Source organism: Micromonospora sp. CCTCC AA 2012012, assembly GCF_040499845.1.
Taxonomy (GTDB): domain Bacteria; phylum Actinomycetota; class Actinomycetes; order Mycobacteriales; family Micromonosporaceae; genus Micromonospora; species Micromonospora mangrovi.
The window spans coordinates 5,788,220-5,812,684 of record NZ_CP159342.1 but is presented as its reverse complement, the minus strand read 5'-3'; the positions used below and the strand labels follow the sequence as shown (position 1 = coordinate 5,812,684).

The window sequence follows — 24,465 nt, the reverse complement described above, 5'->3', positions numbered from 1 at the left end:
TTCCACCTGCTCGGACGCGCGCCGGGGCCGCGACCGGATCACCGTTTCGGCGATCGGCGACGGCCGCTGAATTCGGTGACCGAAATCGCACGCTACACGAGGCGTGACGACGACGCACGACCCCAAATCGGTCACATTCCGGCCAGGTTCCGCGCCCGGTACGACATGGACAGCCGTCCCTGGAGTATGCATGCGGAATGACCAGCGCCACCGCCAGCACGCCCACCCGGACGACCACCGTGCGCCGGGTCCGCCCCGCCGACGCCGCCCGGATGCGGGCCCTGCGGTTGGAGATGCTCGCCGACTCGCCGCTGGCCTTCCTGGAGACGGTCGCCGAGGCCGCCGCCCGCCCGCACGCCGAGTACGCGGCCCGGGTCGCGGCGGTCTCCGTCGGCACCGGTACGGCCCAGTTCGTCGCCGACCCCGGCGGCCGGTTCGTCGGGCACGCCGGTGGCATCGCCGCACCCGACGAGCCGGGCCTGACGGTGATCTACGCGGTCTATCTGACGCCGGCCTGGCGGGGTCGCGGGCTGCTCGGCGACCTCGTCGAGGCGGTGGCCGCCTGGTCCCGGCGGTGCGGCCGGCCGGAGCTGATGCTGGAGGTCGTGGTCGGCAACGACCGCGCCTACCGGGCCTACCAGCGGCTCGGCTTCACCGACACCGGCGTACGCGTCCCGCACCCGAGGATCCCCGCCCTGCGTGAACTCCAGATGCGGCGTACCGCCTGACGGACGACGGCGAGGGGCCCCTCCGGCACCGGAGGAGCCCCTCGGCGCACCGCTCAGACGTGGCGGCGGCTCTGCACGATGCGGAACCGGTTCGCCACGTACGCGCCGTCGGTCAGCGCCGAGTTGGCGGCCGGGTTGGCGCCGCTGCCGTGGAAGTCGGAGAACGCCGCCGACTGGTTGACGAAGACGCCGCCGGTCAGGTTGCAGGACAGGTGCACCCCGGCGTCGATCGCCGCCGCCTCGGCCGCGTCCAGCACCGCCTCGTCGGTGGAGTAGACGGCCGCGGTCAGCGCGCCCTTCTCCCCCACCGTCGCGCGCAGGATCTCCAGGCTGTGCGCGGTCGAGTCGGTGGCGATGGCGAACGAGATCGGCCCGAACCACTCCCGCGAGTAGGTCGCCGTGTCGTCCGCGGCCAGCTTGACGATGGTCGGCGTACGGACCACCGCGCCCGGGAACGCCGGGTGCGCGACGGTGCGCGACTCCAGCACCGGCTCGCCGACCTTGGTGACCTCGTCGAGGCGCTCCAGCACACCGTCGTTGACGATCGCGCCGGTCAGCTCGACGCCACGGGCCGGGTCGGCGGTGAGCTTGCCGACCGCGCCGGCGATCCCGGCGGCCACCTCGTCGAAGCTCTTGTGCCCCTGGTCGGTGGAGATGCCGTCCCGGGGGATCAGGATGTTCTGCGAGGTGGTGCACATCTGGCCGCTGTAGAGGGTGAGCGTGAAGCCCAGGTTGCGGCACAGCCCGGCGAAGTCGTCGGTGGAGTCGATCACCACCGTGTTCAGGCCGGCCTTCTCGGTGTAGACGGCGGCCTGCCGGGCGTTCGCCTCCAGCCAGTCGCCGTACTCGGTGGAACCGGTGAAGTCGACGATCTTCACGGCCGGGTGCAGGGCCAGCGTGGAGGCCAGCTTCTCGCCGGGGGCCTCCGGGGCGAGCTGCACCAGGTTCGGGTCGAAGCCGGCCTCGGCGAGCACCTCGCGGGCGTACTTCACGGTGATCGCGAGCGGCAGCACGGCGCGCGGGTGCGGCTTGACGATCACCGGGTTGCCGGTGACCAGCGAGGCGAAGAGGCCCGGGTACGAGTTCCAGGTCGGGAAGGTGTTGCAGCCGATCACCAGCGCCACGCCGCGCGGCACCACGTGGAACGTCTTGGTCATCCGCAGCGGGTCGCCCTTGCCGGCGGCCTTCTCCCAGCCGGCCGTCCCCGGGTGCCGGGTCATCTCCGCGTACGCGTAGGCGACGGCCTCCAGCGCGCGGTCCAGCGCGTGCGCGCCACCGGCCTGGAAGGCCATCACGAACGCCTGGCCGCTGGTGAACTGCACCGCGTTGGCCAGCTCGAAGACGTTCCTGTGCAGCCGGTCCAGGATCTCCAGGCACACCCCGGCCCGGGCCTGCGGGCCGGCGTCGCGCCAGGCCGGCAGCGCGGCGGAGGCGGCGGCCACCAGCTGGTCGGCGGAGGCGTGCGGATAGCGGACGTCCAGCGCCAGCCCGAACGGGCTCGCCTCGGTGGCGACCGTGTCGCCGTCCGTCGGCTGGTCCAGCGGGAAGTCGCCGTTCAGGTACGCCTCGAAGGCGGCCTTCCCGTCGGCGGCGGCGGTCTCGCCGTAGACCCGGGGGCTGGGCGACTCCGGGTAGGCGGACCAGTAGCCCCGCTCCGTGATCGCGGTCAGCGCACGGTTCAGGGTGTCGGCGTGCCTGTCGTACAGGGGGTGCGGGGTCTCCGTCATGTCCGCCATCATGCAACAGGAACCCCCAGGATCAGTAGGCCCGTGTCACATCTCAGATCGTCAACTGCCAGTCCGTCCAGGTGTCGACGGGTCGGAAGCCGAGCTGTTCGTTGATGGCGACCATGTGCCGGTTCTCGGCGGCGTTCCAGGTGTCGATCGCGCGCAGGGCGGGCTCGTGGTCCCGCACGTACCGCAGATTCTCGATCTTGGCGAACAGGCCGAGCCGGTGTCCCCGGTGCGGCGGGTCGACCAGGGTGATCTGCTGGTACGCGTGCCAGTCCGCGCTCGGACCGAGGTCGATCATGGTCCAGGCCACCAGTCGGCCGGACTCCTCGTGCCGCACCGCGTGGTGGTAGCGGCGGCGGCCCCGCGCGTCCAGCGCCCGCTCGGTGCCCCGCAGCCGGGCCACGTCGACCTGCTCCGGCTCCCACTCCAGGTCGCCCAGCGGGGCGTCGGTCATCAGCCGGCCGTCGAGGTAGGCCACGTCGGCGGCGTACTCCTCGGGGGTGTCGCCCTGCCAGCGGACCGTGCGGTAGCCGGCGGCGTGCCGGCGGGCCTCGGCGGCCAGGGCGTCGAGCGCCGCGGCGTCGAGCCGGTCGACGTCGAGCCGGCGGCGCACCTCGGCGAGCACCGGCCGGGCACCCGTCGCGGCGGAGAACGCGTCGCCCGCCTCGGAGCGGGCGCTCCCGCCCGGCAGCGCCGAGACGGTCATCCAGGCCACCCGCTTGCGGCCGTCCTCGCGCAGCACCCGCAGCCCGTGCTCGTGCAGGGCCCGGCCGACGCCCCGCCGCCGCAGCCCGGGATGCACCACCAGCTCGGCGGTGGCGTTCTCGGTGTTGTCGAGCTGCGGCAGGTCGAGCCGGAGATACCCGGCCGGTACGCCGTCGAGCCGGGCCAGCGACCAGCGCGGTGCGACGCCCGGCATCGGGTGGCGGACGCCAGCCTCGAAGCGCTGCCGGCAGAACGGCGGGAAGTCTGGCACGTCGACCTCGTTGGCCGCCGCGCCGATCCGGTACGCCTCGTCGATCGCGGCCTGGTCGGCGGCGTCGAACGGCGCGATCGTGATGCTCATGGCAGCGAGGGTGGCCGCAAACAGCGATCGGGGCCAGCGAATTTCGCTGGCCCCGATGGCGACGTTGGTCGGGAGGGACGATCGCACAACGCCTCCGGCGTTGGGTCGTAAGAACTTGAAAAGTCTCCGGCGAAACGCCCTCCCGCACGGAGCATCTTGCGCCGTCCGAATCCTGTCGTCAAGTCCTTACCGGTGGGTTTTCGGCACTCACAGCGAATCGCCAGTTACCCCCCGATGCGCCCGATCCCCCGTCCGGGCGATCCCACCCTCCCCCACCCGGCCGAGTTGATCAAGAAGTTCGCGTCAGGGATCGACCCCTCCGCGACGCGAACTTCTTGATCGACAACCCGAGGGTGGGGCGGGAGGTCAGGTGAGGAGGCCGGCGTCGCGGGCGGCGCGGAGGGAGGGCTTGATGCGGTGGGTGGGGCCGACCTCGGCGGCCACGGCGTCGAGGGTCTTGAGGCCCTCGCCGGTGTTGAAGACGACGGTCTCCGCGGTCGGGTCGAGGCGGCCCGAGGCGACCAGCTTGCGCAGCACCGCCACGGTCACACCGCCCGCGGTCTCGGCGAAGACGCCGGTGGTACGGGCCAGGTCGCGGATGCCGGCGCGGATCTCGTCGTCGTCGGCGTACTCCATCCAACCGCCGGTCCGGCGGACCGCCTCCAGCGCGTAGAGACCGGCGGCCGGGTCACCGATGTTCAGCGACTTGGCGATGCCGGTGGGCTTGACCGGGGTGATGGTGTCGGTCTCCGCGTGCAGCGCGGTGGCGATCGGGTTGCAGCCGGCCGACTGGGCGCCGAAGACCTTCCAGCCGCCGGCCGGCGCCTCGACCAGGCCGATCTCGACCAGCTCGGCGAACGCCTTGTCGATCTTGGTGAGCAGCTCGCCGGAGGCCATCGGGATCACCACCTGGGCGGGGATCCGCCAGCCGAGCTGCTCGGCGACCTCGTACCCGAGGGTCTTCGAACCCTCCGCGTAGTAGGGCCGGACGTTGACGTTGACGAAGGCGGTGTCCTCGAACTCGTCGGTCTCCACCAGCTCACCGCAGAGCCGGTTCACGTCGTCGTACGAGCCGTCGATGGCGACCAGCTCGCCGCCGTAGACGGCGGTGGTGACGACCTTGCCCTGCTCCAGGTCACTGGGGATGAAGACCACCGACGGCGCCCCGGTCCGGGCGGCGTGCGCGGCGACCGAGTTGGCCAGGTTGCCGGTGGAGGCGCAGGCGTACCGGGTGAAGCCCAGCGCCCGCGCGGCGGTCAGCGCCACCGAGACCACCCGGTCCTTGAACGAGTGGGTGGGGTTGGCGCTGTCGTCCTTGACCCAGAGCGGGGCGGTGATGCCCAGCTCGGCGGCGAGGTGCGGGGCGGCGACCAGCGGGGTGAGGCCCGGGTCGAGGGTCACCCGGGTGGCCGGGTCCTGACCGGCCGGGAGCAGGGCCGCGTACCGCCAGATGCTGTTCGGGCCGGCCTCGATCTGCTCGCGGGTGACGGTGGCGAGGGCGGCGGTGTCGTAGTCGACCTCCAGCGGCCCGAAACACTCGTAGCAGGCGTGCTGGGCGGCGAGCGGGTAGCGCGCGGAACAGGCGCGACAGACCAGGGCGCGGGCCGGGCTGAGGGAGGTGTCGATGCCGGGGGCGGCGGGAAGCGTCGACGTCATGTCGAGGAGGTCCTCTCATCTTTCCCCGCATCGCACCCTGCGGCGGGGACGGAATTGGCACCTGCCCGCGCGGCTCGTCGTCGAGCGTGCGGGTGGTTGCCGGGGCGTCGTCGGGCCGTATCCCTCAGCCCCTCTGGATGAGGTATGCAGTTGTACCGCCGAGTCTAAGCACTTCCCCCGCCCCCGCCCCGCGCGGATCCCACGCTGTGAGCCACCCGACCCACCCCGCACCCCCACCCCCCCACCCCGCAAGCGCGCACTTTCCCGGAAAGAGGGGCTTCCGGGCCGACGGAGGCCACTCTTTCCGGGAAAGTGCCGGCCCCGCCCACGGCGGTGGGGGGTCAGCGGGAGACGAGGGCGATCGGGTCGATCACCGCGGGGCGGTCGGTGACCGCGGCGGGGGTCGGTGCCGGGGTGGGGGCGGCGGGGCGGGAGCGGGTGACCAGGTTGGCGGCGACCAGGGCGGCGATGGTGAGGGCCGCGCCGACCAGCTCCACCACGCCGGGGCGGTAGCCGCGGGCGGTCTGCACCACGAAGGTGGTCACCGGGACCAGGTTCATGAAGAGCGCGGCGTCCGCCGCACCCAGCCGCCGGACCCCGGTGTTCCACGCGAGCACCGCGAGCACGGCGGCGACCAGCACGGCGTACGCCAGCTGCGGGGCGACCGCGACGAGGTCGGCGGCGGCGGGCGCGTGCTGGAGGCCGGTACGGTCGGCGACGGCGCTGGCGACGAGCATCGTCACGGTGCCGGCGACCGCGGTCAGCGTGGTGTAGCGCAGCGGGGACCAGTCGGCGAACCGGCTCGCGCCGTGGGTGTAGACGGCCCAGCCGAGCACCGCGCCGATCATCAGCAACCCGCCGACCCCGAACTGGCCGAGCCCGTCGAGCCGGCCCCGGGTGATCACCAGGCCGACGCCGAGCAGGGCGAAGAGCGAGACCACCAGCAACGCCGGCCGGGGGCGTACGCCGTCGCGCACCCAGCGGACCAGCTGGGTGACCAGCGGGACGGTGGCGACGAAGAGGGCGATCTGCTGCGGGGCGGCGTGCCCGAGCGCCAGGTTGGTGAGCACGTTGAACCCGGCGAAGCCGAGCACCCCGAGCACCACCACCTCGACCGCCCGGCCACCGGAGCGCAGCGCGCCGGGGCCCTCCCGGAGCAGCAGGAGCGCGACCAGGACGGCGGTGGCGAGCAGGTAGCGGACGGTGGTGAGGTTGAGCGGGTCGACCCGGGTGAGGGCGCTGGCCAGGACGGGGAACATGACGCCCCAGCTGAGCACGGCGAAGAGCGGGAAGGTGGCGTGACGAGAGCGCATCGCAGCTCCAATGTTCGAGTATCGTCGAACCAACGACGCCGACTCTAGGAGCTTGTTCGACGAAAGTCGAACAACGGTTACACTGGTCACATGGAGCTGCACGAGCCCGAACTGCGCGACGTACCGGTCACCGCCGTCCTGGCGGCGCTGGCCGACGAGGTCCGGCTGCAGATCGTGCGGACCCTCGCCGGGGGTGGCGAGCACGTCTGCGGCACCTTCGAGCTGGGCATCTCCAAGGCCACCCGGAGTCACCACCTGAAGGTGCTGCGCGAGGCGGGACTGACCCGGACCCGGGTCGCCGGCACCAGCCGGTACGTCCGGCTGCGCCGCGACGAGCTGGACCGCCTCTATCCCGGCCTGCTCGACGCGGTCCTCGCCGCACCGCACCGCGCCTGAGGGCCGAGCCCCGGCGGGAAACGACCCCCTCCCCGCCGGAGCCCAGCGCGGCACGGCGTGGCCGGTCAGGCCGGCACCGAGGAGCGCGGGGCCGGTCGGGGTCCGGCGGAGGTCCGGCCGCGCCGGAGCACCGCGTCCAGCGCCCAACTGCCCGGGCCGAGCACCGCGATCAGCACGAACGCCCAGCAGAACAGGACCGCCGGCTCGCCGCCGTTACGGATCGGCAGCAGCCGTTCGGGCTGGTGCACGGTGAAATAGGCGTACGCCATGGAACCGGAGGCGAGGAGCGCGGCGGGGCGGGTGAGGAGCCCGACGAGCACCAGCGCGCCGCAGACCGCCTGGATCAGCGCCGCCCACCAGCCCGGCCACTGCCCTGCCGGCACCGCGTGGCCGGTGCCCCGGTTGCCGCCGAGGACGCCGAGCAGCGACGAGAGGCCGTGGCAGAGGAAGAGCAGGCCGACGACCATGCGGTACAGGGAGAGGGTCGGACCGTTCAGCCGATCGGGACTCATGGTGCCTCCATTGATGGGGATGAATGGACTTCCCATCATGGGGCACGCAGACATAGAAGTTAATAGATTCCTTGTGGATGGGAGGTCGCCCCGGTGGCACCGGCTCAGTACGGTGCGGGCACCTTCCCCGAGAGAGGACCCCCTGCCCATGCGCCGGACCCTGCCGAGCCTCGCGACCCTCGCCCTGGTCGGCCTGCTGACCGCCTGCGGAGGCGACTCCGGCCCGGTCGCCTCCGCGGTCACCACGGTCACCCCGCCCGCCGACACCCCGACCGCCGCCGCGACCACCTCCGACGCCACGCCGACCACCCCCGACGCCACACCGAGCAGCACCACGGCCGCGCCGGTAGTCACCACGAAGGCCGCCGCCCCGAAGCCGGTGCCGGCCACCGTGCCGGCGCTCACCTGCAAGCAGCTCGCCGGGGCGCACGTCGGCAGCGCGAAGGTGAAGTTCAACGGCTACCCCGACTACATCCCGCTGCTCGACGGCATCTGGAACGGCGAGGACGGGGCGAGCGTCGAGCTGCAGAAGCCCTGCGGCATCGGCGACCTGGACGGCGACAAGGCCGCCGACGCGGTCGGCGTGGTGACGTTGCGGACCGGGGGCGTCGGACAGTTCTGGACCGTCGTGGTCTGGCACAACTCGGCCGGCAAGCCGGCCTACCGGACCCTGGTCGACCTCGGCGACCGCAACCCGGTCACCTCGATCAGCGTGAGCGGGCAGAAGGCCACCGTGGTCTGGCTGACCCGCAGCGACGGCAAGAGCATGGCCGAGCTGGACATCAAGCGGACCACGGTCTACCAGCTCACCGGCACCGCGCTGACGGAGGTCGGCCACACCGACGCCGCGTACACCCCCTGACGTCGTGGGCGGTGACGGCCGGTCGTCCGCGCCGGCCCCACCGCGCCCGCCGACCTCAGCTGGTGATGTCCTTGCGGGTGAAGCGCCAGAAGGCCAGCCCCCAGAAGAGGGTCGCGTAGCTGACCGCCGAGATGGCCCCGCGGACCACGTCGTCGGTCTGCACCGGCGTGGAGAGCAGGCCCAGCCACGCGCTGCTGTAGTGGGTCGGCAGGAGGGCGCGCAGGCCGCCGAGCGCGGTGATCTGGTCCAGGATGCTGGAGAGGATCCAGAGCAGCACCGCACCGCCGACCGCGCCCAGCGCGGCGTCCGTGGCCACCGAGAGCAGGAACGCCAGGCCGGCCACCACCAGGAGTACGACCGCCAGATAGCCGAGCACCGCCAGCAGCCGCAGCAGCCCCTCGGTCGGGGCCAGTTCCGCGGAGACCTGGCTGCGCAGCGGCGACCAGCCGTACCGGAGGGTGCCGGCGAGCAGGGCGGTGCCGGCGAGCAGCAGCAGCGCCAGCGCCGAGTACGCGAGCGCCACCACCAGCTTCACCGTGAGCAGCCGGGCCCGGGGCACCGGGACGGCCAGCAGGTAGCGCAGGCTGCCCCAGCTCGCCTCGCTGGCCACCGTGTCCCCGCAGAACAGCGCCACGACCACGACCAGCAGGAACCCCGCCGAGACGAAGATCGTGAAGAGGGTGAAGTTGAGCCCGCCCGAGGTGGCCAGGTCGACCAGGCTGCCGAACTCGTTGCGCCCGTTGTTGTCGTCGTTGCCGGAGTCGAACTGGAACGCCACCAGGATGATCAGCGGCAGCAGCACCATGAACCCCAGCGCCAGCTGGGTACGCCGCCGCGACGCCTGCCGGCGGAACTCCGCCGCGAAGGGCATGGTGGCCGACGGCCGGTAGCCGATCGCCGCCCCACCCGGACCGACCGTCTCCGTCGCGGACGACTGCCCCATCACCGGTCCCCACTTCCCCGAGAGTTCTCGCCCACCAGGGCGAGGAACGCGTCCTCCAGGCGGCGCCGGGGCACCACCCGGTCCACCCCGATGCCGGCCCGCACCAGCTCCGCCACCACGTCGCTGCGCGGGGTGCCGTTGGTGTCCACCACCAGGCCGCCCTCGCCGTCGGGCAGCACCCGGACGCCGTGCAGCCGGTCCAGCACCGTACGGGCGGCGGCCGGGTCGGAGACGTCGAAGAGCACGCTCGGCGACTCGCCGACGATCTCCTCGACCGGGCCGGACGCCACGATCCGCCCCTTGTTCACCACCACCGCGTGGGTGCAGGTCTGCTCCACCTCGGCCAGCAGGTGGCTGGAGACCAGCACCGCCCGGCCGTCGGTGGCGTAGCGCTGGAGCACCCGGCGCATCTCGGCGATCTGCGGCGGGTCCAGGCCGTCGGTCGGCTCGTCCAGCACCAGCAACTCGGGCAGGCCGAGCATGGCCTGCGCGATGGCGAGCCGCTGCCGCATGCCGTGGCTGTAGTTCTTCGTCCGCCGGTGCACCGAGTCACCCAGGCCGGCGATCTCCAACGCCTGGTCGAAGTGCGCGTCGTCCCAGGGCCGCCCGGTCGCCCGCCAGTACGCCTTCAGGTTGTCCAGCCCGGACAGGTGCGGCAGGAAGCCCGGCCCCTCCACCAGCGCACCGATCCGGGACAGCACCGGCGAGCCGGGCACCAACCGGTGCCCGAAGACATAGATCTCCCCGGCCGTCGGCTGGGTCAGCCCCATCAGCACCCGCAGGGTGGTGGTCTTGCCGGCGCCGTTCGGGCCGAGCAGGCCGACCACCTGACCGGGGTGCACCTCGAAGTCCACCTCCGAGACGGCGACGAAGCCGTCCGCGTACTCCTTGCGGAGCCGGCGGACGGCGAGCGGGGTGCCCGCGTACTCCGGGTGCACGGAGCTGTCCTGGCGACCACGCCGGCGGCGCGCCACCAGGACGACCGCGACGAGCCCGACCGCGATCGCGGCGAGCAGCCCGACCAGCACCCAGCGCCAGACGGTGGCGCTGGTGGGGATGGGCTCGCCGTCGACCGTCGGCAGGGTCAGCGCCCCGCCGCCGGGGGCGACGGTGTAGACGGCCGGCTCGGCCGGGCCCGCGTACGCCTGGTCGGAGGTGGCCACGACGACCCGCAGCCGGTGCCCGGCCTCGACCCGGCGGACGATCGCCGGCAGGGTGACCGTGACGGGCGCGGCGGCGTCGACGGTCTTCGGCAGGCCGGTCAGCCGGACCGGCGCGACGAGGCCGTCGGGGAGCGTGGCGGCGCCCTGCGGGTCGACGTCGTAGAGCTTGACGAAGAGCACCGCCTCGCCGGTCGCCGACGCGGCGCGGATCCGGACCGTCGGCGAGCCGACCACGTCGACCGCGTCGTCCAGCGGCGCGGACTCGAAGCGGGCGTGCTGTCCGGGGATGTCGCCGGCGACCCCGTCCAGCAGCGAGCCGAGCGCCCCGGCGAAGGGCACCGAGGAGATGGCGGCCGGGTTGCCGTTGGGCGGGTTGGCGACGGTCTGGGCCGGGCCGGTGACCTCGACCTCACGCCGGCCCTCCCCGGTGACGCCCGGATAGTCGGCGGTCCGGTAGCCGGTGGCGACGAGGCCCCGGTCGAGCGCGTCGAAACCGGCGATCCGGGAGAAGGTGAAGTCGTCGCCCGGCGCGGGGCCGTCGCCCTTGACGTAGTGGTCGAGCCACTGCGCGGTCAGGAACTTCACCCGGTCCGAGTCGGAGGTCGGCCCGGACCCGCCGTCGTGTCCGCCGGTGAACCAGGCGACCCGTACGGGGGTGCCGGCCGCGGCGATGCCGCGCGCGTTGGCGTCCGCCTCGGCCAGCGGGAAGAGGGTGTCCGCCTCTCCCTGCACCAGCAGGGTGGGCGCCTTGATCCGGTCCAGCACGCCGGCCGGCGAGGAGCGGCGCAGCAGGTCCACCGCCGCCTGGTCGGCCCGCCCGGTGGTGGCGATCCGCAGGTACGCGGCGCAGACGTCGGCGGCGAACCGGCCGCAGGACGGGTCGGCGGCGCCACCGGGGGCGCGACCGGAGCCGGTGCCGGGGCCCGCTCCGGGCTGCGGGCTGGGCGGTCCGGCCGACGCCGGTGCGCCCTCCGGCTGCCCGGAGGTGCCGCCGGAGACGCCGGCCGGGCCGGAGCCGGCGCTGCCGCCGCTGCCGAAGAAGATCCCGGCCCAGCCCTTCTTGAACACGCCCTCGGTGGGCGCCTTCCCGGTGCTCTCCGGCAGGAAGGCGCGGGACAGGTCGTTCCAGGTGATCATCGGGACGATCGCGTCGACCCGGGGGTCCTGGGCGGCGAGCAGCAGGGCCAGCCCGCCACCGTACGAGCCACCGACCACGCCGACCCGGGGGTCACCGGGTGCGTCGGTACGGATCTCCGGGCGGGCGGCCAGCCGGTCGAGCAGCCGCTGGGCGTCCCGCACCTCGTAGTCGGGGCTGTCCAGGTGGATCTGACCGCCGCTGCGGCCGAAGCCTCGGGCGCTCCAGGCGAGCACCGCGTAACCGCGCCCGACCAGGTCCTCCGCGTCGGAGCGGACCGACTCCTTGGTGCCCCCGAAGCCGTGCCCCAGCAGCACCGCCGGCACCTTGCGGCCGGCGGAGGCGTCCGCCGGCAGATAGAGCGTGGTGTCCAGGTCGACCGGCTCGTTGCCGTCCGGCCCGGAGCGGACGGTCACCGTCGCCGACTCGGTGCGGAAGGCCGGCTGCCCCGGGCGGGTCGCCCAGACGACGGCGACGGCCGCCAGGACGAGCACCGCCGAGGCCGCGACGACGCGGCGTCGGCGGGTGGCGAGGGCACGCCGGACCCGCGCGGCCGACAGCGGTGATCTCATGCGGCACACGGTACGGGCCGCAAGCTGAGCGTTGCCTGAGATCCGCCGTACGGCTGTCCGGTTGCGCCGATCGGGTGCGCGAGTCCGATCGACCGCGCAAGGTCCAGCGCGTCCCAGCGAGATGAATTCGGATCACGTGAATTCACATCTACCTTCGCAAACCGCCATCGATGTCCCCATCTCGACCGGCCGGGGGAACACAGGGTGCCCGCCGGATGGACATGATGTGACATCGCGCCAAGTGACGCGAAGCCGACTCCGCGACGGCGCTCACACCGGCGCGCGGTTGGATTAGTTTCCGGTCCGGTGTACGGGACTGCATCGGCGACCCCCGCCCACCCGGAGAAGTCCCCCGCCGTCGCCGGAGGAGACCGAACATGACAGTCCCCGCGTCGCGGGTCAGTCGACGGCCCCGGTTGTCGGGTCGAGTCCTGCCCCTGCTGCTCGTGGTGGCGCTGGTCGCCCCGGTGGGGCTGCTCTTCACGCAGACCTACCGGCTGACCGGGGACGACCGGGACCTGGCCGCGCGGGAACGGCTCGGCGTGCGCTACCTGCGCGCCCTCGGCCCGGTGACCGACGCGCTGGTCGAGGCCCAGTCCGTCACCGTCGGCGGCGGGACGGTCTCCCGCGGCGCGCTCACCGCCGCCGTGGAGCAGGTGGCCACCGTGGACAGTGCCGTCGGCGACGAGCTGCGCAGCCACGAGCGGTGGGCCGGGCTCCGGGCCAAGCTGGAGGCCCTGCCCGACCGGGCCATCAGCAACCCCGAGGCCGCCTTCGTCGCGTACGGGGAGGCCACCGACCTGCTGCTGGACCTGTACCGGAAGGTGCGGGAGAGCTCCGGGCTGATCCGCGACCCGCAGTCCGACTCCTTCTTCCTCCAGGACGCCATCACCGGGGACCTCCCCACCGCCACGGTGTACGCCGGCCGGCTCGTGGACGTGTCCCGGCTGGCTCCCCGACGCCCCGCCGCCGAGCGGCCCAAGGCCCTCCTCCAGCTGGCGGAACTCCGCGTGGCCGCCCTCGTCCCGGCCACCGACCTGGTGGACGACCTGCGGGCCGCGGTGGACAGCTCCGAGAGCACCGAGCTGGGCGCCAACGTGCTGACCCCGCTGGACACCTACCAGCGCTCCATCGAGGCGTTCGGCGCGTACGGCACGCCGGCCGCCGGCACGGCGACACCCGACCCGGCCCGGCTCTCCAGCAGCGGCGGCACCGCCCAGTCCGCCGCCAAGCAGCTGCGCGACGTCATCCTCGACCAGCTCGACGCGCTGCTGGCCGAGCGGATCGACCGGTTCGACCGGGACCGCAGGCTGGCCCTCGGCGCCGCCACACTGGCCGCCCTGCTGGTCGCCGCACTGGCCGGGGTGCTCCTCGCCGCGGTACGCCGGGCCCGCCACCGGGCCGCCGAGGAGTGGCGGGAGAGGCAGGAGGCCGCCGCGCTGCCCGATCCGTGGCAACCGCCCGCCGAGCCACGTCAGCTCCAGCCCGTCGGCCCGGCCCGTCGTGCCGAGCCGGAACGGTGGGGGCCCTTCGATGCTGCTCGGTAGGCTCCGGATCCGGGGCAAGCTCGCCCTGCTCGTGATCATCCCGCTGTTCAGCATGGTGGGGCTCGCCGTACCGGTCGTCGTCGACCGGGTGGCCGCCGCGCAGCGGGCCGGCGACATCGCCGCCACCGTCCGGGTCGCCAGCCGGATCGGCAGCCTGGTGCAGGACCTCCAACAGGAGCGGCTGCTCTCGGTGGGGCTGCTGCTGGGCCGGGTGAGCCGTACCGAGCTGATCCAGAAGTCGGCCATGGTGGACGACCGGGTCGCCGACCTGCGCGCCGAGCCGCTGCCGGACCGGGTCGCGGCGGCCCTCGACGGCGTACGCAAGCTGGCCGACCTGCGGACCGCCGTACTGGCCGGGAGGGCCACCCCGGACCTGATCATGGCGGACTTCGGGCCGGTCGACACCGCGCTCATCGAGGCGCTGCGGCTGCCGTTCCAGGTGGACACGAACACCTCCGCCGGTCAGCAGGTGCTGGCGTTGGACGCGCTGCTGCGCGCCGACGAGGGGCTGGGCGCGTGCGCCACCCTGATCGTGCTGGTCAAGGCGACGAGCGACCCGAAGGTGGCGGCGGCCTACATCGCCTGCATGTCCGCCCTCCAGGTGGACAACCAGCGGTTCCGTGGCCTGATCAACCGCGAGCAGTACAAGCTCGCCATGCTGGACGACGCGGCGGTGGCCGCCCGGACCTCGCCCACCTTCCTGGTGGACAGTGTCCGGGACCCGGTCGCCGCGATCGCCCCGGTGCCGCTGGACGCGCTCTTCCCGGCCGTCCGCTCCATGATCACGCTCGGCCAGTTCGTGGAGAAGAAGATCGTCGCGGACGTCATCGCCGAGACCACCGCCGACCAGCGGCGCGCGCTCACCGTCGCCTGGCTGGTCGGCGGGGCCGCCGCCCTCGTCCTGCTGATCGTGGTGCTGCTCAGCATGGCCGTCGCCCGGACGGTGGCCCGCCCGCTGACCCGGCTCACCCGCTCCGCCGACCGGGTCGCCCGGGTCGCCGAGGCCGAACTGGTCCGGGTCGTCGACGACGAGGCCGAATCCGTCCAGCCGGTCCGACTCGACCCGGTGGACGTCCGGGCCCGGGACGAGATCGGCGACCTGGCCCGGGCCTTCGAACGGGTGCAGAGCACCGCCGCCCGGCTGGTCGAACGACAGGTCGCCGGCCGACGCAACGTGGCGCAGATGTTCGGCCACGTCGGCCGCCGTACGCAGAACCTGGTCGGCCGGCAGATCGCCCTGATCGACCGGCTGGAACGGCAGGAGACCGAGCCGGGCCGGCTGGAGGACCTGTACCGCCTCGACCACATCTCCAGCCGGCTGCGCCGCAACGCCGGCAGCCTGGTCGTCCTCTCCGGCTCGGCCGGCACCGACGGGCACGTCGCCCCGGTGCCGCTGGCCGACGTGGTCCGGCTGGCGCTCGGCGAGATCGAGGACTACACCCGGGTCGACGTGCAGGTCCCGCCCGGCGTGTCGGCCGCGCCGGCCACCGTCGGCGACCTGGTGCTGGCGCTGGCCGAGCTGATGGAGAACGCCACCGTCTCCTCCCCGCCGCACACCCGCGTGGTGGTGGCCGGTGAGCTGACCGACGGGGGTGCCCGGCTGACCGTGATCGACCGGGGCATCGGCATGACCGAGGAACGCCTCGCCGAGGAGAACGCCCGGCTGACCCGGCGGGAACGCCTCGACCTCGCCCCGACCGAGGTGCTCGGGCTCTTCGTGGTCGGCCGGCTGGCCCGCCGGCACGGCTGGACGGTGGACCTCGTCCCCACCGCGGGTGGCGGGGTGACCGCCCGGCTGGAGATCCCCCGGGCACTGCTGGTGATCCGCCGGCCGGAGCGCGCCGGGGTGACGGTCGCGCGGGCCGCCGTACCGGCCCGGGACCGGCGCGCCCTGGAGCACCGGAGCGCCGTGCCGGTCGAGCACCCGGCACCGGTGGCCGCGCCGACCGCCCCGGAGCTGGCACTGCCCGGCTTCGACCCGGCGCTGCTGAGCCGGGCCACCCGGAGCATGGCGGCCGGCGAGCCGTGGGACGCCTTCGGTACCGTCGAACCGGCCGACGCTGCCCCGACGGACGACCCGACCGGCCGTACCGGGGCCGACGGGGCGGTGCTGCCGCGACGGACGGTCGGGCCGACCCCGCTCACCGCCGGGCCGAGCGTCGGCAGCGGCTATCCGACGGCACCGCCCGTCCCCGTCCTCCCGGCGACGGGCACTCCCGCCGCGCCACCGCCGCCGGCCTTCACCGGCGCACCGGCCGGCGGGACACGCCCGCTGATCCGACAGCGGGTGCCCGGGGCCAGCCTGCCGCGTACCGCCCCGGTGGTCGGTCCGGTGGACGCCACCCTGGCCGACCCGGCCGCCGCCCGCGCGCTGGTCGAGGAGTTCCAGTCCGGCGTGCTCCGGGCCGAGCAGACCCGGGCGCGCAGCGCGGGGCCGGCCCCGACCGGCACCACCGGGCCACTCCAGGCGGACATGCCACTGCCCACCCCGGCCGGCAGCGTCCTGCCGACCCGGACGGAGACGCCGATGCCGGGTCCGGCGGAGAGCGCCGGGCCGACCCCGGACCGGCCGCGGCTGAGCCGGCGGGTGCCGGGGGCGAACCTGGCGGTCGCGCCGCCGCACGCACCGGCGCCCCACCAGCATCCCGGCGACCCCACCGAGGTACGCGACCTCATCACCCAGTTCGAGGCGGGCGTCGCCCGTGCTCTGCGCGAAGTCAGTCCAGACCGCCGTAACGAAGAGGGATCATCACGGTGACCAGCCCGTTCCTGCACGACAACCTCGACAGCCACCCGGGCGAACTCAGCCCCGAGGCCCGCACCTTCAACTGGCTGCTCGACTCGTTCACCTCCAGCACCGCGGGGGTGATGGAGGCGATCGCGGTCTCCTCGGACGGCCTGCTGATGGCCATGTCCGCGATCAAGGACCGCTCCAACGCGGAACGACTCGCCGCGGTGGTCTCCGGGATGACCAGCCTCGCCGGTGGCGCCGCCAGCTGGTACGCCCTCGGCGGACTGAACCGGGTGATCGTCGACATGGCCGAGGGCTACCTGCTGATCAGCGCGATCAGCAGTGGTTCGGTGCTCGGCGTCGTCGCGGACCGGTCCGCGAACCTCGGCACCGTGGCGTACGAGATGACGCTCTTCGCCGGGCGGGCCGGTGGCGCGCTGAGCCCGCGCCTCATCGCCGAGCTGAAGAACGCCGTTCAGCAATGACCCCGGAGGTCGCCGGCGAGGAGCCGGATCCGGACCCCGGGGTCCGGATCCGGCCCTACCTGCGGTCGTTTCCCGTCGGCGCTCCCCCGCCGGCGGAACCCGAGGCGACCGAGGCCGGTCCGGAGCGACCGGCCAGCCCGCGACCGTTCGTGCTGACCGCCGGGCGGACGGCCGGCGCCGACCCGGGGATCGGCCTGGAGACCCAGGTGACCGCCCGGCCGGAGACCGGTTCGTGGGCGGTGTCGTCCCGGCTCGCCCCGGAACTCCAGGCGATCGTCGCGCTCTGCGGGGAGCCGATCTCGGTCGCCGAGATCTCCGCCCGGATGCGGATGCACTTCGGCGTGACCCGGGTCCTGGTCGGCGACCTGCGCGCCGCCGGCCACCTCGACGTGCACGTCGGCGCCACCGACGACGCCCTCGACCCCGACATCATCCTGCGACTGATTGATGGACTCCGTGCGATCACCTGAATGGCCCGTCCCGGCGGCGGGCGGGCTCGCCGCCAACAGCGCCGCCGCCCGGTACGGCACCCCGGCCGGTCCCGGTTCCGCCCCCGGGCGGGCCGTGCCGCCACCCGTGCCCGCGCCGCCCGCGCCCACGCCGGCACCGCCGCCGCCGTACCGGCCGCCGGCGGGGTCCGCGCCGACCGTCACGGGCACCCCGGGGCGTACGCCGCCGATCCCGGTGAAGATCCTCATCGCCGGTGGGTTCGGCGTCGGCAAGACCACCACGGTGGGGGCGATCTCCGAGATCGCCCCGCTGACCACCGAGGCGGAGATGACCAGCGCCGGGATCGGCGTCGACGACCCGGGCGTACGGTCGACGAAGACGACCACCACGGTGGCGATGGACTTCGGCTGCGTGACCATCGACCGCAGCCTGAAGCTCTATCTCTTCGGCACCCCCGGTCAGGCCCGGTTCGGGTTCATGTGGGACGACCTGGCCCGGGGCGCGCTCGGCGCGCTGGTGGTGGTGGACAGCGCCCGGCTCGACGACTGCTATCCGGCGATCGACTTCTTCGAGCGGGCCGGGCTGCCCTTCGTGGTGGGGGTGAACGCCTTCGACGGGCGGCTCGCGCACGACCTGGCCTCGGTCCGCTGGGCGCTCGCCATCGGTGACCACGTGCCGCTGGTGCAGTTCGACGCGCGCGAGCGGCTCTCCGTCCGGGACGCCCTGCTGGTCGTCCTGGACCGCGCACTGGAACGGGCGACCCGGGAGCGGGACGCCTGAACCGATCGACCGGCTCGACCCGTTTCCTGGAAAGGGGTGGACGTGATGAGAGGTGATCTGGACGAGACACTGGCCCGGATGGCCCGCCGGGAGGAGGCGCTGCGGCGTCGGGTGGGCACTCCGGACGACGAGGGGGACGTGACCGGGCCGGCCGAGCCGACGCGCGGGGCGTACCGGCTGCGGGGCGGGACCCCGCCGGCTGCTCGGGAGCCGGTCGGCAGCACGCCGGTCCTGGAGCCGGTCGGGCAGCCGCCCGTCGTCCGGGAGCCGGGCGGGAACACGCCGGCCGTGCGGGATCCGGTGGAGGAGGTGGCCGAGGCGGTCCGCCGGGTGGTCGCCGAGCATCCCGGGCTGGCCGTCACCCTGCGGGTGGAGCACGACGGGCGGGCGTACCCCCTGCGGGTGGAGCACGACGGGCGGGCGTACCCCCTGCGGGTGGAGCACGACGGGCGGGCGTACCCCCTGCGGGTGTCCTGGGCCGGGCCGGACGTGACGGTCGGCGAGGAGGCTGTGGCGAAGCCGCCGCCCGCCTGGCCGATGTCGGCGAAGACCGTGCCGGCCTGGACGCCGGGTCGGGACGGGCCGGGCGTGGACCCGGCCGCCCGGCTCGCCGAGATGATCCGGCGCGACCCGTCGCTGCTGGAGGACACCGGACCGCTGCCCTGACCGGGCACGACCGGCACGGCGTGCCGTCGGCGGCTACTGTCGGGCGGTGGCGGAACCCGACCTCACCCTGACCGCGAGCCTGCGGCCGGCGGCGCTGGACGCCCGGCGCGGCGTCGTCCGCCTGCACCCCGAGGTGCTGACCGCGCTCGCGTTGCGCCCCGGCGACCCGGTACGCCTGGCCGGCCGGCGGGTGACCGCCGGCATCGTCGCCCCGGCCGAGCCGACCGCGAGCACCGCCCTGCTCTACGCCGACGACCTGCTGCTGGGCAACCTGGGTCTGCGCGACGGCGGGCAGGTGACGGTCAGCCCGCTGCCGGTCACCCCCGCCCGCCGGGTCACCCTGACCGGCCCGGCGGGGATCGTCGCGGCGGTCTCCCCGGAGATGCTGCGGCTGGCCCTGCTCGGCAAGGTCGTCACCGCCGGGGACGACGTGTCGCTGCTGCCCCGGGACGTGCTCCCCGACGCCCCGGTACGCAGCCTGGTCGAGGCGGCTCGGCGCAGCCTGGCCAGTGCCGTCGGCTACGCCTGGACCAGCACCCTGCTCACCGTGGCCGCCGTCGAACCGGCCGCCGCCGTCGAACCGGTCGCCGCCATCGAACCGGTCGCCGCAGAACGGGCCGCCGTCGAGCCGACCACCGCCGAAGAGGTCGCCGCCGGACCGGCCGTCGGCGTGCTGGTCACGATGGACACCGTGGTCGGTTGGGAGCAGGGCGCCACCACCCGCGGCTCCGGCCCGGTCGGGCAGGACAGCGGCGGTCGACTGACCGGTGCGGCGTCGTCCGGCGAGCCGGCCGCGTCCCCGGAGCTGATCGAGCCGGACGAGGCGCCGAGCGTGGACGAGCTGCCCGGGCTGCGGGCCCAGGCCGACGAGCTGACCGAACTGCTCGACCTCGGCTTCCACCACCGGGACGTACTGGGCCGGTTGGGCACCACCGTGTCGCTGGGTGTGCTGCTGAGCGGGCCGGCCGGCTCGGGCAAGTCGGCGCTGGTCCGGGCGGTGGCCGCCCGGGTACGGGCCCGGGTCTGCCCGCTCTGGGCCCCGGAGCTGGCCGCGCTCACCAACGACGCCGCGGCGGCCCGACTGCGCGCCGCCGCCGAGGCGGTACGCGCCGACGGGCCGGCCGTCCTGCTGGTCACCGACGTGGAGGCGCTCGCCCCGGCCGACGATCCGGGCCCGCTGGCCACGGTCTTCCGGCAGGTGCTCGCCGAGACCGTACGCGCCGGGGCGGCGGTCGTCTGCACCACCGGCCGGCCGGAGTCGGTGGATCCGGCGTTGCGCGCACCCGACCTGCTCTCGCTGCGGATCACCGTGCCGCTGCCGGACCAGCCGATGCGCCGCGAGCAGTTGACCGTGCTGACCCGGCAGGTGCCGCTCGCCGAGGACGTCCGGCTGGACGAGGTGGCCGGGCGTACGCCGGGGTTCGTCGCGGCGGACCTGGCGGCGCTGGTCCGCGAGGCCGGGGTGCGGGCGGCGCTGCGGCAGAAGTCGGCGGAGTCACCGACGGTGGCGATGGTCGACTTCGACGCCGCGCGGGAGGTGGTCCGCCCCACCACGATGGCCGGCTCGGCGAGCCTGGAGCTGGCCTCGGTGACCCTGGACGACGTGGGTGGCCTGCACGAGGTGAAGGAGCGGCTGACCGAGTCGGTGCTCTGGCCGCTGACCTATCCGGACACCTTCGCCCGGCTGGGTGTGCAGCCGCCCCGGGGCGTGCTGCTCTATGGTCCGCCCGGCTGCGGCAAGACCTATCTGGTCACCGCGCTGGCCGGGTCGGGGCGGGCGAACGTGCTGTCGGTGAAGGGCGCCGAGCTGCTGTCGAAGTGGGTGGGCGAGAGCGAGCGTGCGGTGCGGGAGCTGTTCCGCCGGGCCCGTGAGGCCGCGCCCACGCTGATCTTCCTGGACGAGGTGGACGCCCTGGCCCCGCTGCGCGGCCAGGCCACCGACGGGGGTACGACCGACCGGGTGGTGGCCGCGCTGCTGACCGAGCTGGACGGGGTGGAGACGCTGCGGAACGTGGTGGTGGTCGGCGCGACCAACCGCCCCGACCTGGTCGACCCGGCGCTGCTGCGCCCCGGCCGGCTGGAACGCCTGGTCTATGTGCCACCGCCGGACGGGCCGGCCCGCGCGGAGATCCTCCGGGCCGCCGCCCGGCACGTCCCGCTCGCACCCGACGTGGACCTGGCCGCCCTCGGCGAGGAGCTGGCGGGTTTCTCCGCCGCCGACTGCGCCGCTCTGGTCCGCGAGTCGGCCCTGGCCGCGATGCGGGAGTCCCTGACCGCCGCCACCGTCACCACCGCCCACGTCGCGTCCGCCCGCACCCGCGTCCGCCCCTCCCTCGACCCCGACCAGGTCGCCTGGCTGGCCGCCTACGCCGCCACCCACCAACCCTGACCCCTGTCGGTGATCGTGAGGGTCAGTCCCTGGGCAGGAGGGGGCCGAGGGGGCCGAGGTCGAGGTTGAGGTCCTCGGGGGAGAGGCCGAAGTAGTCGCGGAGCTGGGCCATCTGCTGCTCAAGGGCCATCAGGGTGGCGCCGACGCGTTCGATCTGCTCGTCGGTGAGGTCGCCGAGGTCGACCCGGCGCAGCGCCTGGCGTTCCATCAGCTGCCGCAGCAGCTCGACGACGGTGAGCACCAGGCTGGCCAGGCCCCGCTCGACCGAGTCGGTGTCGACGGCGAGCCGCCGGTCCAGCGGCCGGACCCGGGGCTTCTCCCACTGCGGCTCCCCCAGCGCGGCGGCCAGGTCGGCCGCCTCGTCCCGCTCGGTCACGACGCCACCTCCCGGCCGGCGCCGGGCAGCTCCGGTGCGGCGGGCCCGCCGGGGAGTTCCGGCGCGGCGAGCGGGTCGGGCAGCTCCGGCGGGGCGAGCGCGCCGACGGAGGCCACCAGCGCGCGCAGCGAGATCCGGACCAGGTCGATGTCGGCGATGGCGAGGGTGAGGTCACCGCTGATCACCACGCCGGTGGCGAGCACCCGGTCGAGCAGGTCGACCAGGGCCACCTGCTGGTAGGGAACCGCGCCGTCGGCGCTGCTCGGCGCGAGCGGGCTCACCGCCATGCCGACCCCCGCACCGCGGTCACGCCGGCTCCGGGGGTGCCGGCTCCGTCGAGGGTTCCGCCACGAAGGAGTACGGCGGCCACGGGCCGGTCAGCTCCAGCCGGAGCTCCGGGTGCCGCTCGGCCAGCTCCCCGACCAGCGCGGAGAAGCCGTCCAGCGCCGCCCGGTCGAGCAGGTACGCGCCGTTGAGCGCCATCGCGGTGGCCGCCCCGGAGAGCCGCCGGTCCTGCGGGGCGTGCCGACGGGCGGCCACGGCGTGGTCGGCGAGGGCGGTGTGCACGGCGGTGGACGCCTCCGCCGCGATCCGCTGCCCCTCCTCGCGGGCGGTGAGCTGGGCCCGCCGCCGCCGCAGGTACGCCGCCCCGGCGCCGCCCCCGCCGGCCGGCTCCTCGGTCCGGGGCGTCGCGCCGGGCACCACGTACCCCTTGACGCCCCACTCCTCGCGGCCGGTGAGCCGGGCCAGCGCGGCGCTCAGTTCCGCCTCCCGCTCGACCAGCACCCGGGCGACCCGCTCGTCGTCGCGGTGCACGGTGGCCAGCCGGGCCGGCACCACCGCACCCGCCCGGGAGAGCGTGTCCACCACCGCGTGGTGGCTCCGCGCGGCCCGCTCCAGCCACGCCAGGTCCTCCAGGTTGCGGCGCAACGGCTCCTCGCCGTACTCGGTCAGCGGGGCGTTGCTGACCACGGCGACCAGGCCGGCGGCGCGGACCGCGCGCACCGGGGTGCCGTCCATCCCGGCGATGCCGGCGAGCGTCGCCGGGTCCGCCTCGCGGACCACCCCGTGCAGCCAGGCGCCGACCCCGAGGGCGGCGTCGGCCGGGGTGGGTTCAGCGGTCGTACTCATTCCGCTCCTCCCTCGCGGCGCGGGCGGCGACCCGCGGACGCCGGGACGCCTCCACCTCCTCGGGGTCGCGCGGGCCGGGCTCGACGGGCGGCCGGGCCCGGGAACTGAGCCACGGGTCGTGCTCCCACCAGTCGATGCCGATCTGCCGCGCGGTGTCCACCGAGGCGATCACCAGCCGCAGCTTGAGCGTCAGCAGCTCGATGTCGAGCAGGCTGACCCGGATGTCGCCGGCGATCACGATGCCCCGGTCGAGGACCCGTTCGAGGATGTCGCCCAGGTTGGCCGGCTCGTGGCCGGCACCCATCACCTGGCCGGTGTTCTGCACCACCGAGGGTTGCCGTGAAGTGGTCATCTCAGCTCACGTCCCCCTTGCCGCGCTGGTAGCGGCGCAGCCGCCGGTAGCCGAGCAGGCTGCCCGCCATGTCCAGTTCGACCTCGTAGAGGCCGAGCAGGTCGGTCGAGGCCGGGATCCGGTGGTCCTCGACCACCTCCACCCCGACCAGCCAGCCGTCGTCGCTGGGTTGGATCGAGGTGATCCCGAGGGCGTCCCGGCCGGTCAGCCCGACGATCTGGCGCAGCCCTTCCCGGGCCGCCTCGGCCGCGGTGATCGGCTCGTAGTCCTCGTCGTCGTCGGCGTACCGGTCGTTCTCCTCCCGGCCGCCCCGGTCGCGCCACCGCTCCCGGTCACCGTCGCCGCGGATCCTTGCTCCGGTCATCTCATCTCCCTCGCCGGCGGTCCTGGTCACCTCGTCGGTCGGTGGACCGGCGCCGGGCCGGGGGCGGCCGGCGGGCCCGGCCGGCGGAGCCGGACGGCGTACGCCCGGAGCCGCCGGCCGGGGTGGTCAACCGGTCGAGCACCTGCTGCTGCCCCCGGTCCCGTTCCTCGGGCGTGATGTCGCCGGCCGCCGCCGCCCGGTCCAGCTCCTCCAGCTCCCGCCGGATGTTGACCGGGTTGTACTGCCGCTCCTCCGCCTCCCGGGCGATGACCTTGACCACCGAGGTCAGCCCCCGCACGGGTGCGTACGGCAGGGTCAGCAACGCCCACAGGATGTCCACGGGTCACTCCACCAGCTGGTGCGCGCTGACGAAGTCGTAGGGGGCGAGCGGGCCGAGCAGCCGCATCCGGATCAGGTCCCGACGCTGCTCGGCGAAGTCCTCCACCGCCCGGACGAACTCCTCCTCGTCGTCCGTGCCGACCAGGAAGGCCACGTTCATCGCGTCCAGCTCACTGCTCGGCTGGCGGGGCGAGTTCGCCACCACGTACGGGGTGAGGGCCTCGATCAGCTCGCGGTTCTCCGCCTCGCGGCGCAGCTCCACCGCCTGGCTGATCATCTCGCCGAGCCGGATCCGCTGCTCGCGGCTCTCCACCTCGGACCGGCCGCGCACCTGGTCGGCGAGCGCGGCGGCCCCCGCGTCGGCGGCCAGGATCTCGCTGATCAGCTCCGCCTCCTCGAACCGCCCGTGGACCGTGTACTGGACCCGGTCCTCGAACTCGTCGAGCGCGGCGGCGAACCGGTCGTGGTGCGCCTCCAGCAGGTCGGCCACCGCGTCCGGCCCGGTCACCACCGTGCCGAAGCGGACCGGCAGCACCGGCGCCACGACCACCGTGCCGTCCAGCAGCGTCTGGTACGCGGTCAGGTCGGCGGGCCGGCCCATCGGCTCCTCCAGCCCGACTTCGCTGACCAGGGCGGCCAGGTCGCCGTGCCGGATCGCGGTGATCTCCCCCGGCGGGGTGCCGACCCCCTCCGCGTCGGGGGTCGGCTCCACGTCGGACGGCACGATGCCGTAGATGAACAGGCCGCTCTCGCCGGCCGGCTGCTCGTCGGTCATC

The 24,465-nt window shown here is 74.5% G+C and carries 24 protein-coding genes and 1 riboswitch; of the genes, 10 read left to right on the top strand and 14 right to left on the bottom strand.

The window, feature by feature from the left end; all coding sequences use genetic code 11:
- The first annotated feature begins 197 nt into the window (after positions 1-197).
- Complete coding sequence (locus tag ABUL08_RS26285) at positions 198-728, top strand: GNAT family N-acetyltransferase (RefSeq protein WP_350932694.1); 531 nt, start codon at positions 198-200, stop codon at positions 726-728.
- A gap of 53 nt (positions 729-781) precedes the next feature.
- On the opposite strand, the gene paaN is transcribed toward ABUL08_RS26285, so the two are convergent.
- From paaN to ABUL08_RS26265, 4 genes are all read right to left on the bottom strand, one after another.
- A complete protein-coding gene (gene paaN, locus ABUL08_RS26280) occupies positions 782-2,455 on the bottom strand; it encodes a phenylacetic acid degradation protein PaaN (protein WP_350932693.1) in 1,674 nt (557 codons plus the stop codon).
- Positions 2,456-2,507: 52 nt separating this feature from the next.
- On the bottom strand, positions 2,508-3,527 hold the full coding sequence (locus ABUL08_RS26275) for a GNAT family N-acetyltransferase (protein ID WP_350932692.1): 1,020 nt from the start codon (positions 3,525-3,527) through the stop codon (positions 2,508-2,510).
- A 366-nt stretch (positions 3,528-3,893) separates the two neighbouring features.
- Positions 3,894-5,183, bottom strand: coding sequence for a threonine synthase (gene thrC, locus ABUL08_RS26270; RefSeq protein ID WP_350932690.1), 1,290 nt, complete (start codon positions 5,181-5,183; stop codon positions 3,894-3,896).
- A gap of 12 nt (positions 5,184-5,195) precedes the next feature.
- A riboswitch (SAM riboswitch) is annotated at positions 5,196-5,327 on the bottom strand.
- A gap of 197 nt (positions 5,328-5,524) precedes the next feature.
- Positions 5,525-6,496, bottom strand: a complete 972-nt coding sequence (locus ABUL08_RS26265) for a DMT family transporter (protein WP_350932689.1) — start codon at positions 6,494-6,496, stop codon at positions 5,525-5,527.
- A 90-nt stretch (positions 6,497-6,586) separates the two neighbouring features.
- Here ABUL08_RS26265 and ABUL08_RS26260 point away from each other — a divergent pair, with 90 nt between their 5' ends.
- Positions 6,587-6,892 carry an ArsR/SmtB family transcription factor gene (locus ABUL08_RS26260; RefSeq protein ID WP_350932687.1) on the top strand — a complete coding sequence of 102 codons (306 nt, stop codon included), beginning with the start codon at positions 6,587-6,589 and terminating at the stop codon, positions 6,890-6,892.
- Positions 6,893-6,957: 65 nt separating this feature from the next.
- Here ABUL08_RS26260 and ABUL08_RS26255 read toward each other — a convergent pair whose 3' ends face one another.
- Entirely contained in the window at positions 6,958-7,404 is a 447-nt protein-coding gene (locus ABUL08_RS26255) for a DoxX family protein (protein ID WP_350932686.1), read from the bottom strand.
- 148 nt (positions 7,405-7,552) lie between these two features.
- On the opposite strand from ABUL08_RS26255, the gene ABUL08_RS26250 reads away from it, so the two are divergent.
- Positions 7,553-8,266: a hypothetical protein gene (locus ABUL08_RS26250; protein ID WP_350932685.1), complete on the top strand. Its 714-nt coding sequence runs from the start codon at positions 7,553-7,555 to the stop codon at positions 8,264-8,266.
- Positions 8,267-8,321: 55 nt separating this feature from the next.
- Here the strand turns inward: ABUL08_RS26250 and ABUL08_RS26245 are convergent, their stop codons facing one another.
- Positions 8,322-9,209, bottom strand: a complete 888-nt coding sequence (locus ABUL08_RS26245; protein ID WP_350932684.1) for an ABC transporter permease — start codon at positions 9,207-9,209, stop codon at positions 8,322-8,324.
- Complete coding sequence (locus tag ABUL08_RS26240) at positions 9,209-12,079, bottom strand: alpha/beta fold hydrolase (protein ID WP_350932683.1); 2,871 nt, start codon at positions 12,077-12,079, stop codon at positions 9,209-9,211. The genes ABUL08_RS26245 and ABUL08_RS26240 overlap by 1 nt, the downstream gene beginning before the upstream one ends.
- 377 nt (positions 12,080-12,456) lie before the next feature.
- Between ABUL08_RS26240 and ABUL08_RS26235 the strand changes: the two genes are divergently transcribed.
- Genes ABUL08_RS26235 through ABUL08_RS26205 form a run of 7 tightly spaced genes read left to right on the top strand, consistent with a single transcriptional unit; the run spans position 12,457 to position 21,127 of the window.
- On the top strand, positions 12,457-13,626 hold the full coding sequence (locus ABUL08_RS26235; RefSeq protein ID WP_350932682.1) for a hypothetical protein: 1,170 nt from the start codon (positions 12,457-12,459) through the stop codon (positions 13,624-13,626).
- Positions 13,613-16,384, top strand: coding sequence for a sensor histidine kinase (locus ABUL08_RS26230; protein WP_350932681.1), 2,772 nt, complete (start codon positions 13,613-13,615; stop codon positions 16,382-16,384). The genes ABUL08_RS26235 and ABUL08_RS26230 overlap by 14 nt, the downstream gene beginning before the upstream one ends.
- Positions 16,381-16,842 carry a roadblock/LC7 domain-containing protein gene (locus ABUL08_RS26225; RefSeq protein ID WP_350932679.1) on the top strand — a complete coding sequence of 154 codons (462 nt, stop codon included), beginning with the start codon at positions 16,381-16,383 and terminating at the stop codon, positions 16,840-16,842. Before ABUL08_RS26230 ends, ABUL08_RS26225 begins: the two co-directional genes overlap by 4 nt.
- Positions 16,839-17,312 carry a DUF742 domain-containing protein gene (locus ABUL08_RS26220; protein WP_350932678.1) on the top strand — a complete coding sequence of 158 codons (474 nt, stop codon included), beginning with the start codon at positions 16,839-16,841 and terminating at the stop codon, positions 17,310-17,312. The genes ABUL08_RS26225 and ABUL08_RS26220 overlap by 4 nt, the downstream gene beginning before the upstream one ends.
- A complete protein-coding gene (locus tag ABUL08_RS26215) occupies positions 17,290-18,072 on the top strand; it encodes a GTP-binding protein (RefSeq protein WP_350932677.1) in 783 nt (260 codons plus the stop codon). The genes ABUL08_RS26220 and ABUL08_RS26215 overlap by 23 nt, the downstream gene beginning before the upstream one ends.
- Positions 18,073-18,117: 45 nt before the next feature.
- Positions 18,118-18,738 carry a hypothetical protein gene (locus ABUL08_RS26210; protein ID WP_350932676.1) on the top strand — a complete coding sequence of 207 codons (621 nt, stop codon included), beginning with the start codon at positions 18,118-18,120 and terminating at the stop codon, positions 18,736-18,738.
- A gap of 46 nt (positions 18,739-18,784) precedes the next feature.
- Complete coding sequence (locus ABUL08_RS26205; protein WP_350932674.1) at positions 18,785-21,127, top strand: AAA family ATPase; 2,343 nt, start codon at positions 18,785-18,787, stop codon at positions 21,125-21,127.
- 22 nt (positions 21,128-21,149) lie between these two features.
- Here ABUL08_RS26205 and ABUL08_RS26200 read toward each other — a convergent pair whose 3' ends face one another.
- Genes ABUL08_RS26200 through ABUL08_RS26170 form a run of 7 tightly spaced genes read right to left on the bottom strand, consistent with a single transcriptional unit; the run spans position 21,150 to position 24,464 of the window.
- Positions 21,150-21,503 carry a gas vesicle protein K gene (locus tag ABUL08_RS26200; RefSeq protein ID WP_350932673.1) on the bottom strand — a complete coding sequence of 118 codons (354 nt, stop codon included), beginning with the start codon at positions 21,501-21,503 and terminating at the stop codon, positions 21,150-21,152.
- On the bottom strand, positions 21,500-21,790 hold the full coding sequence (locus ABUL08_RS26195) for a gas vesicle protein (protein ID WP_350932672.1): 291 nt from the start codon (positions 21,788-21,790) through the stop codon (positions 21,500-21,502). Before ABUL08_RS26195 ends, ABUL08_RS26200 begins: the two co-directional genes overlap by 4 nt.
- 19 nt (positions 21,791-21,809) lie before the next feature.
- Complete coding sequence (locus ABUL08_RS26190) at positions 21,810-22,634, bottom strand: GvpL/GvpF family gas vesicle protein (protein ID WP_350932671.1); 825 nt, start codon at positions 22,632-22,634, stop codon at positions 21,810-21,812.
- Entirely contained in the window at positions 22,618-22,986 is a 369-nt protein-coding gene (gvpJ, locus tag ABUL08_RS26185; RefSeq protein WP_350932670.1) for a gas vesicle protein GvpJ, read from the bottom strand. The genes ABUL08_RS26190 and gvpJ overlap by 17 nt, the downstream gene beginning before the upstream one ends.
- 1 nt (position 22,987) lies before the next feature.
- Positions 22,988-23,350: a gas vesicle protein GvpO gene (locus ABUL08_RS26180; protein ID WP_350932668.1), complete on the bottom strand. Its 363-nt coding sequence runs from the start codon at positions 23,348-23,350 to the stop codon at positions 22,988-22,990.
- Between the two features lies 1 nt (position 23,351).
- Complete coding sequence (locus ABUL08_RS26175; protein WP_350932667.1) at positions 23,352-23,690, bottom strand: gas vesicle protein GvpG; 339 nt, start codon at positions 23,688-23,690, stop codon at positions 23,352-23,354.
- Positions 23,691-23,693: 3 nt separating this feature from the next.
- A complete protein-coding gene (locus ABUL08_RS26170; protein ID WP_350932666.1) occupies positions 23,694-24,464 on the bottom strand; it encodes a GvpL/GvpF family gas vesicle protein in 771 nt (256 codons plus the stop codon).
- Position 24,465 lies beyond the last annotated feature (1 nt).

Coding starts and splice junctions, on each gene's coding strand:
- ABUL08_RS26255 (WP_350932686.1), bottom strand. CDS start 7,404: ATGAGTCCCGATCGGCTGAACGGTCCGACCCTCTCCCTGTACCGCATG.
- gvpJ (WP_350932670.1), bottom strand. CDS start 22,986: ATGACCACTTCACGGCAACCCTCGGTGGTGCAGAACACCGGCCAGGTG.
- ABUL08_RS26275 (WP_350932692.1), bottom strand. CDS start 3,527: ATGAGCATCACGATCGCGCCGTTCGACGCCGCCGACCAGGCCGCGATC.
- ABUL08_RS26190 (WP_350932671.1), bottom strand. CDS start 22,634: ATGAGTACGACCGCTGAACCCACCCCGGCCGACGCCGCCCTCGGGGTC.
- ABUL08_RS26195 (WP_350932672.1), bottom strand. CDS start 21,790: ATGGCGGTGAGCCCGCTCGCGCCGAGCAGCGCCGACGGCGCGGTTCCC.
- ABUL08_RS26235 (WP_350932682.1), top strand. CDS start 12,457: ATGACAGTCCCCGCGTCGCGGGTCAGTCGACGGCCCCGGTTGTCGGGT.
- paaN (WP_350932693.1), bottom strand. CDS start 2,455: ATGACGGAGACCCCGCACCCCCTGTACGACAGGCACGCCGACACCCTG.
- ABUL08_RS26180 (WP_350932668.1), bottom strand. CDS start 23,350: ATGACCGGAGCAAGGATCCGCGGCGACGGTGACCGGGAGCGGTGGCGC.
- ABUL08_RS26245 (WP_350932684.1), bottom strand. CDS start 9,209: ATGGGGCAGTCGTCCGCGACGGAGACGGTCGGTCCGGGTGGGGCGGCG.
- ABUL08_RS26250 (WP_350932685.1), top strand. CDS start 7,553: ATGCGCCGGACCCTGCCGAGCCTCGCGACCCTCGCCCTGGTCGGCCTG.
- ABUL08_RS26265 (WP_350932689.1), bottom strand. CDS start 6,496: ATGCGCTCTCGTCACGCCACCTTCCCGCTCTTCGCCGTGCTCAGCTGG.
- ABUL08_RS26210 (WP_350932676.1), top strand. CDS start 18,118: ATGAGAGGTGATCTGGACGAGACACTGGCCCGGATGGCCCGCCGGGAG.
- ABUL08_RS26240 (WP_350932683.1), bottom strand. CDS start 12,079: ATGAGATCACCGCTGTCGGCCGCGCGGGTCCGGCGTGCCCTCGCCACC.
- ABUL08_RS26230 (WP_350932681.1), top strand. CDS start 13,613: ATGCTGCTCGGTAGGCTCCGGATCCGGGGCAAGCTCGCCCTGCTCGTG.
- ABUL08_RS26215 (WP_350932677.1), top strand. CDS start 17,290: ATGGACTCCGTGCGATCACCTGAATGGCCCGTCCCGGCGGCGGGCGGG.
- ABUL08_RS26220 (WP_350932678.1), top strand. CDS start 16,839: ATGACCCCGGAGGTCGCCGGCGAGGAGCCGGATCCGGACCCCGGGGTC.
- ABUL08_RS26170 (WP_350932666.1), bottom strand. CDS start 24,464: ATGACCGACGAGCAGCCGGCCGGCGAGAGCGGCCTGTTCATCTACGGC.
- thrC (WP_350932690.1), bottom strand. CDS start 5,183: ATGACGTCGACGCTTCCCGCCGCCCCCGGCATCGACACCTCCCTCAGC.
- ABUL08_RS26285 (WP_350932694.1), top strand. CDS start 198: ATGACCAGCGCCACCGCCAGCACGCCCACCCGGACGACCACCGTGCGC.
- ABUL08_RS26260 (WP_350932687.1), top strand. CDS start 6,587: ATGGAGCTGCACGAGCCCGAACTGCGCGACGTACCGGTCACCGCCGTC.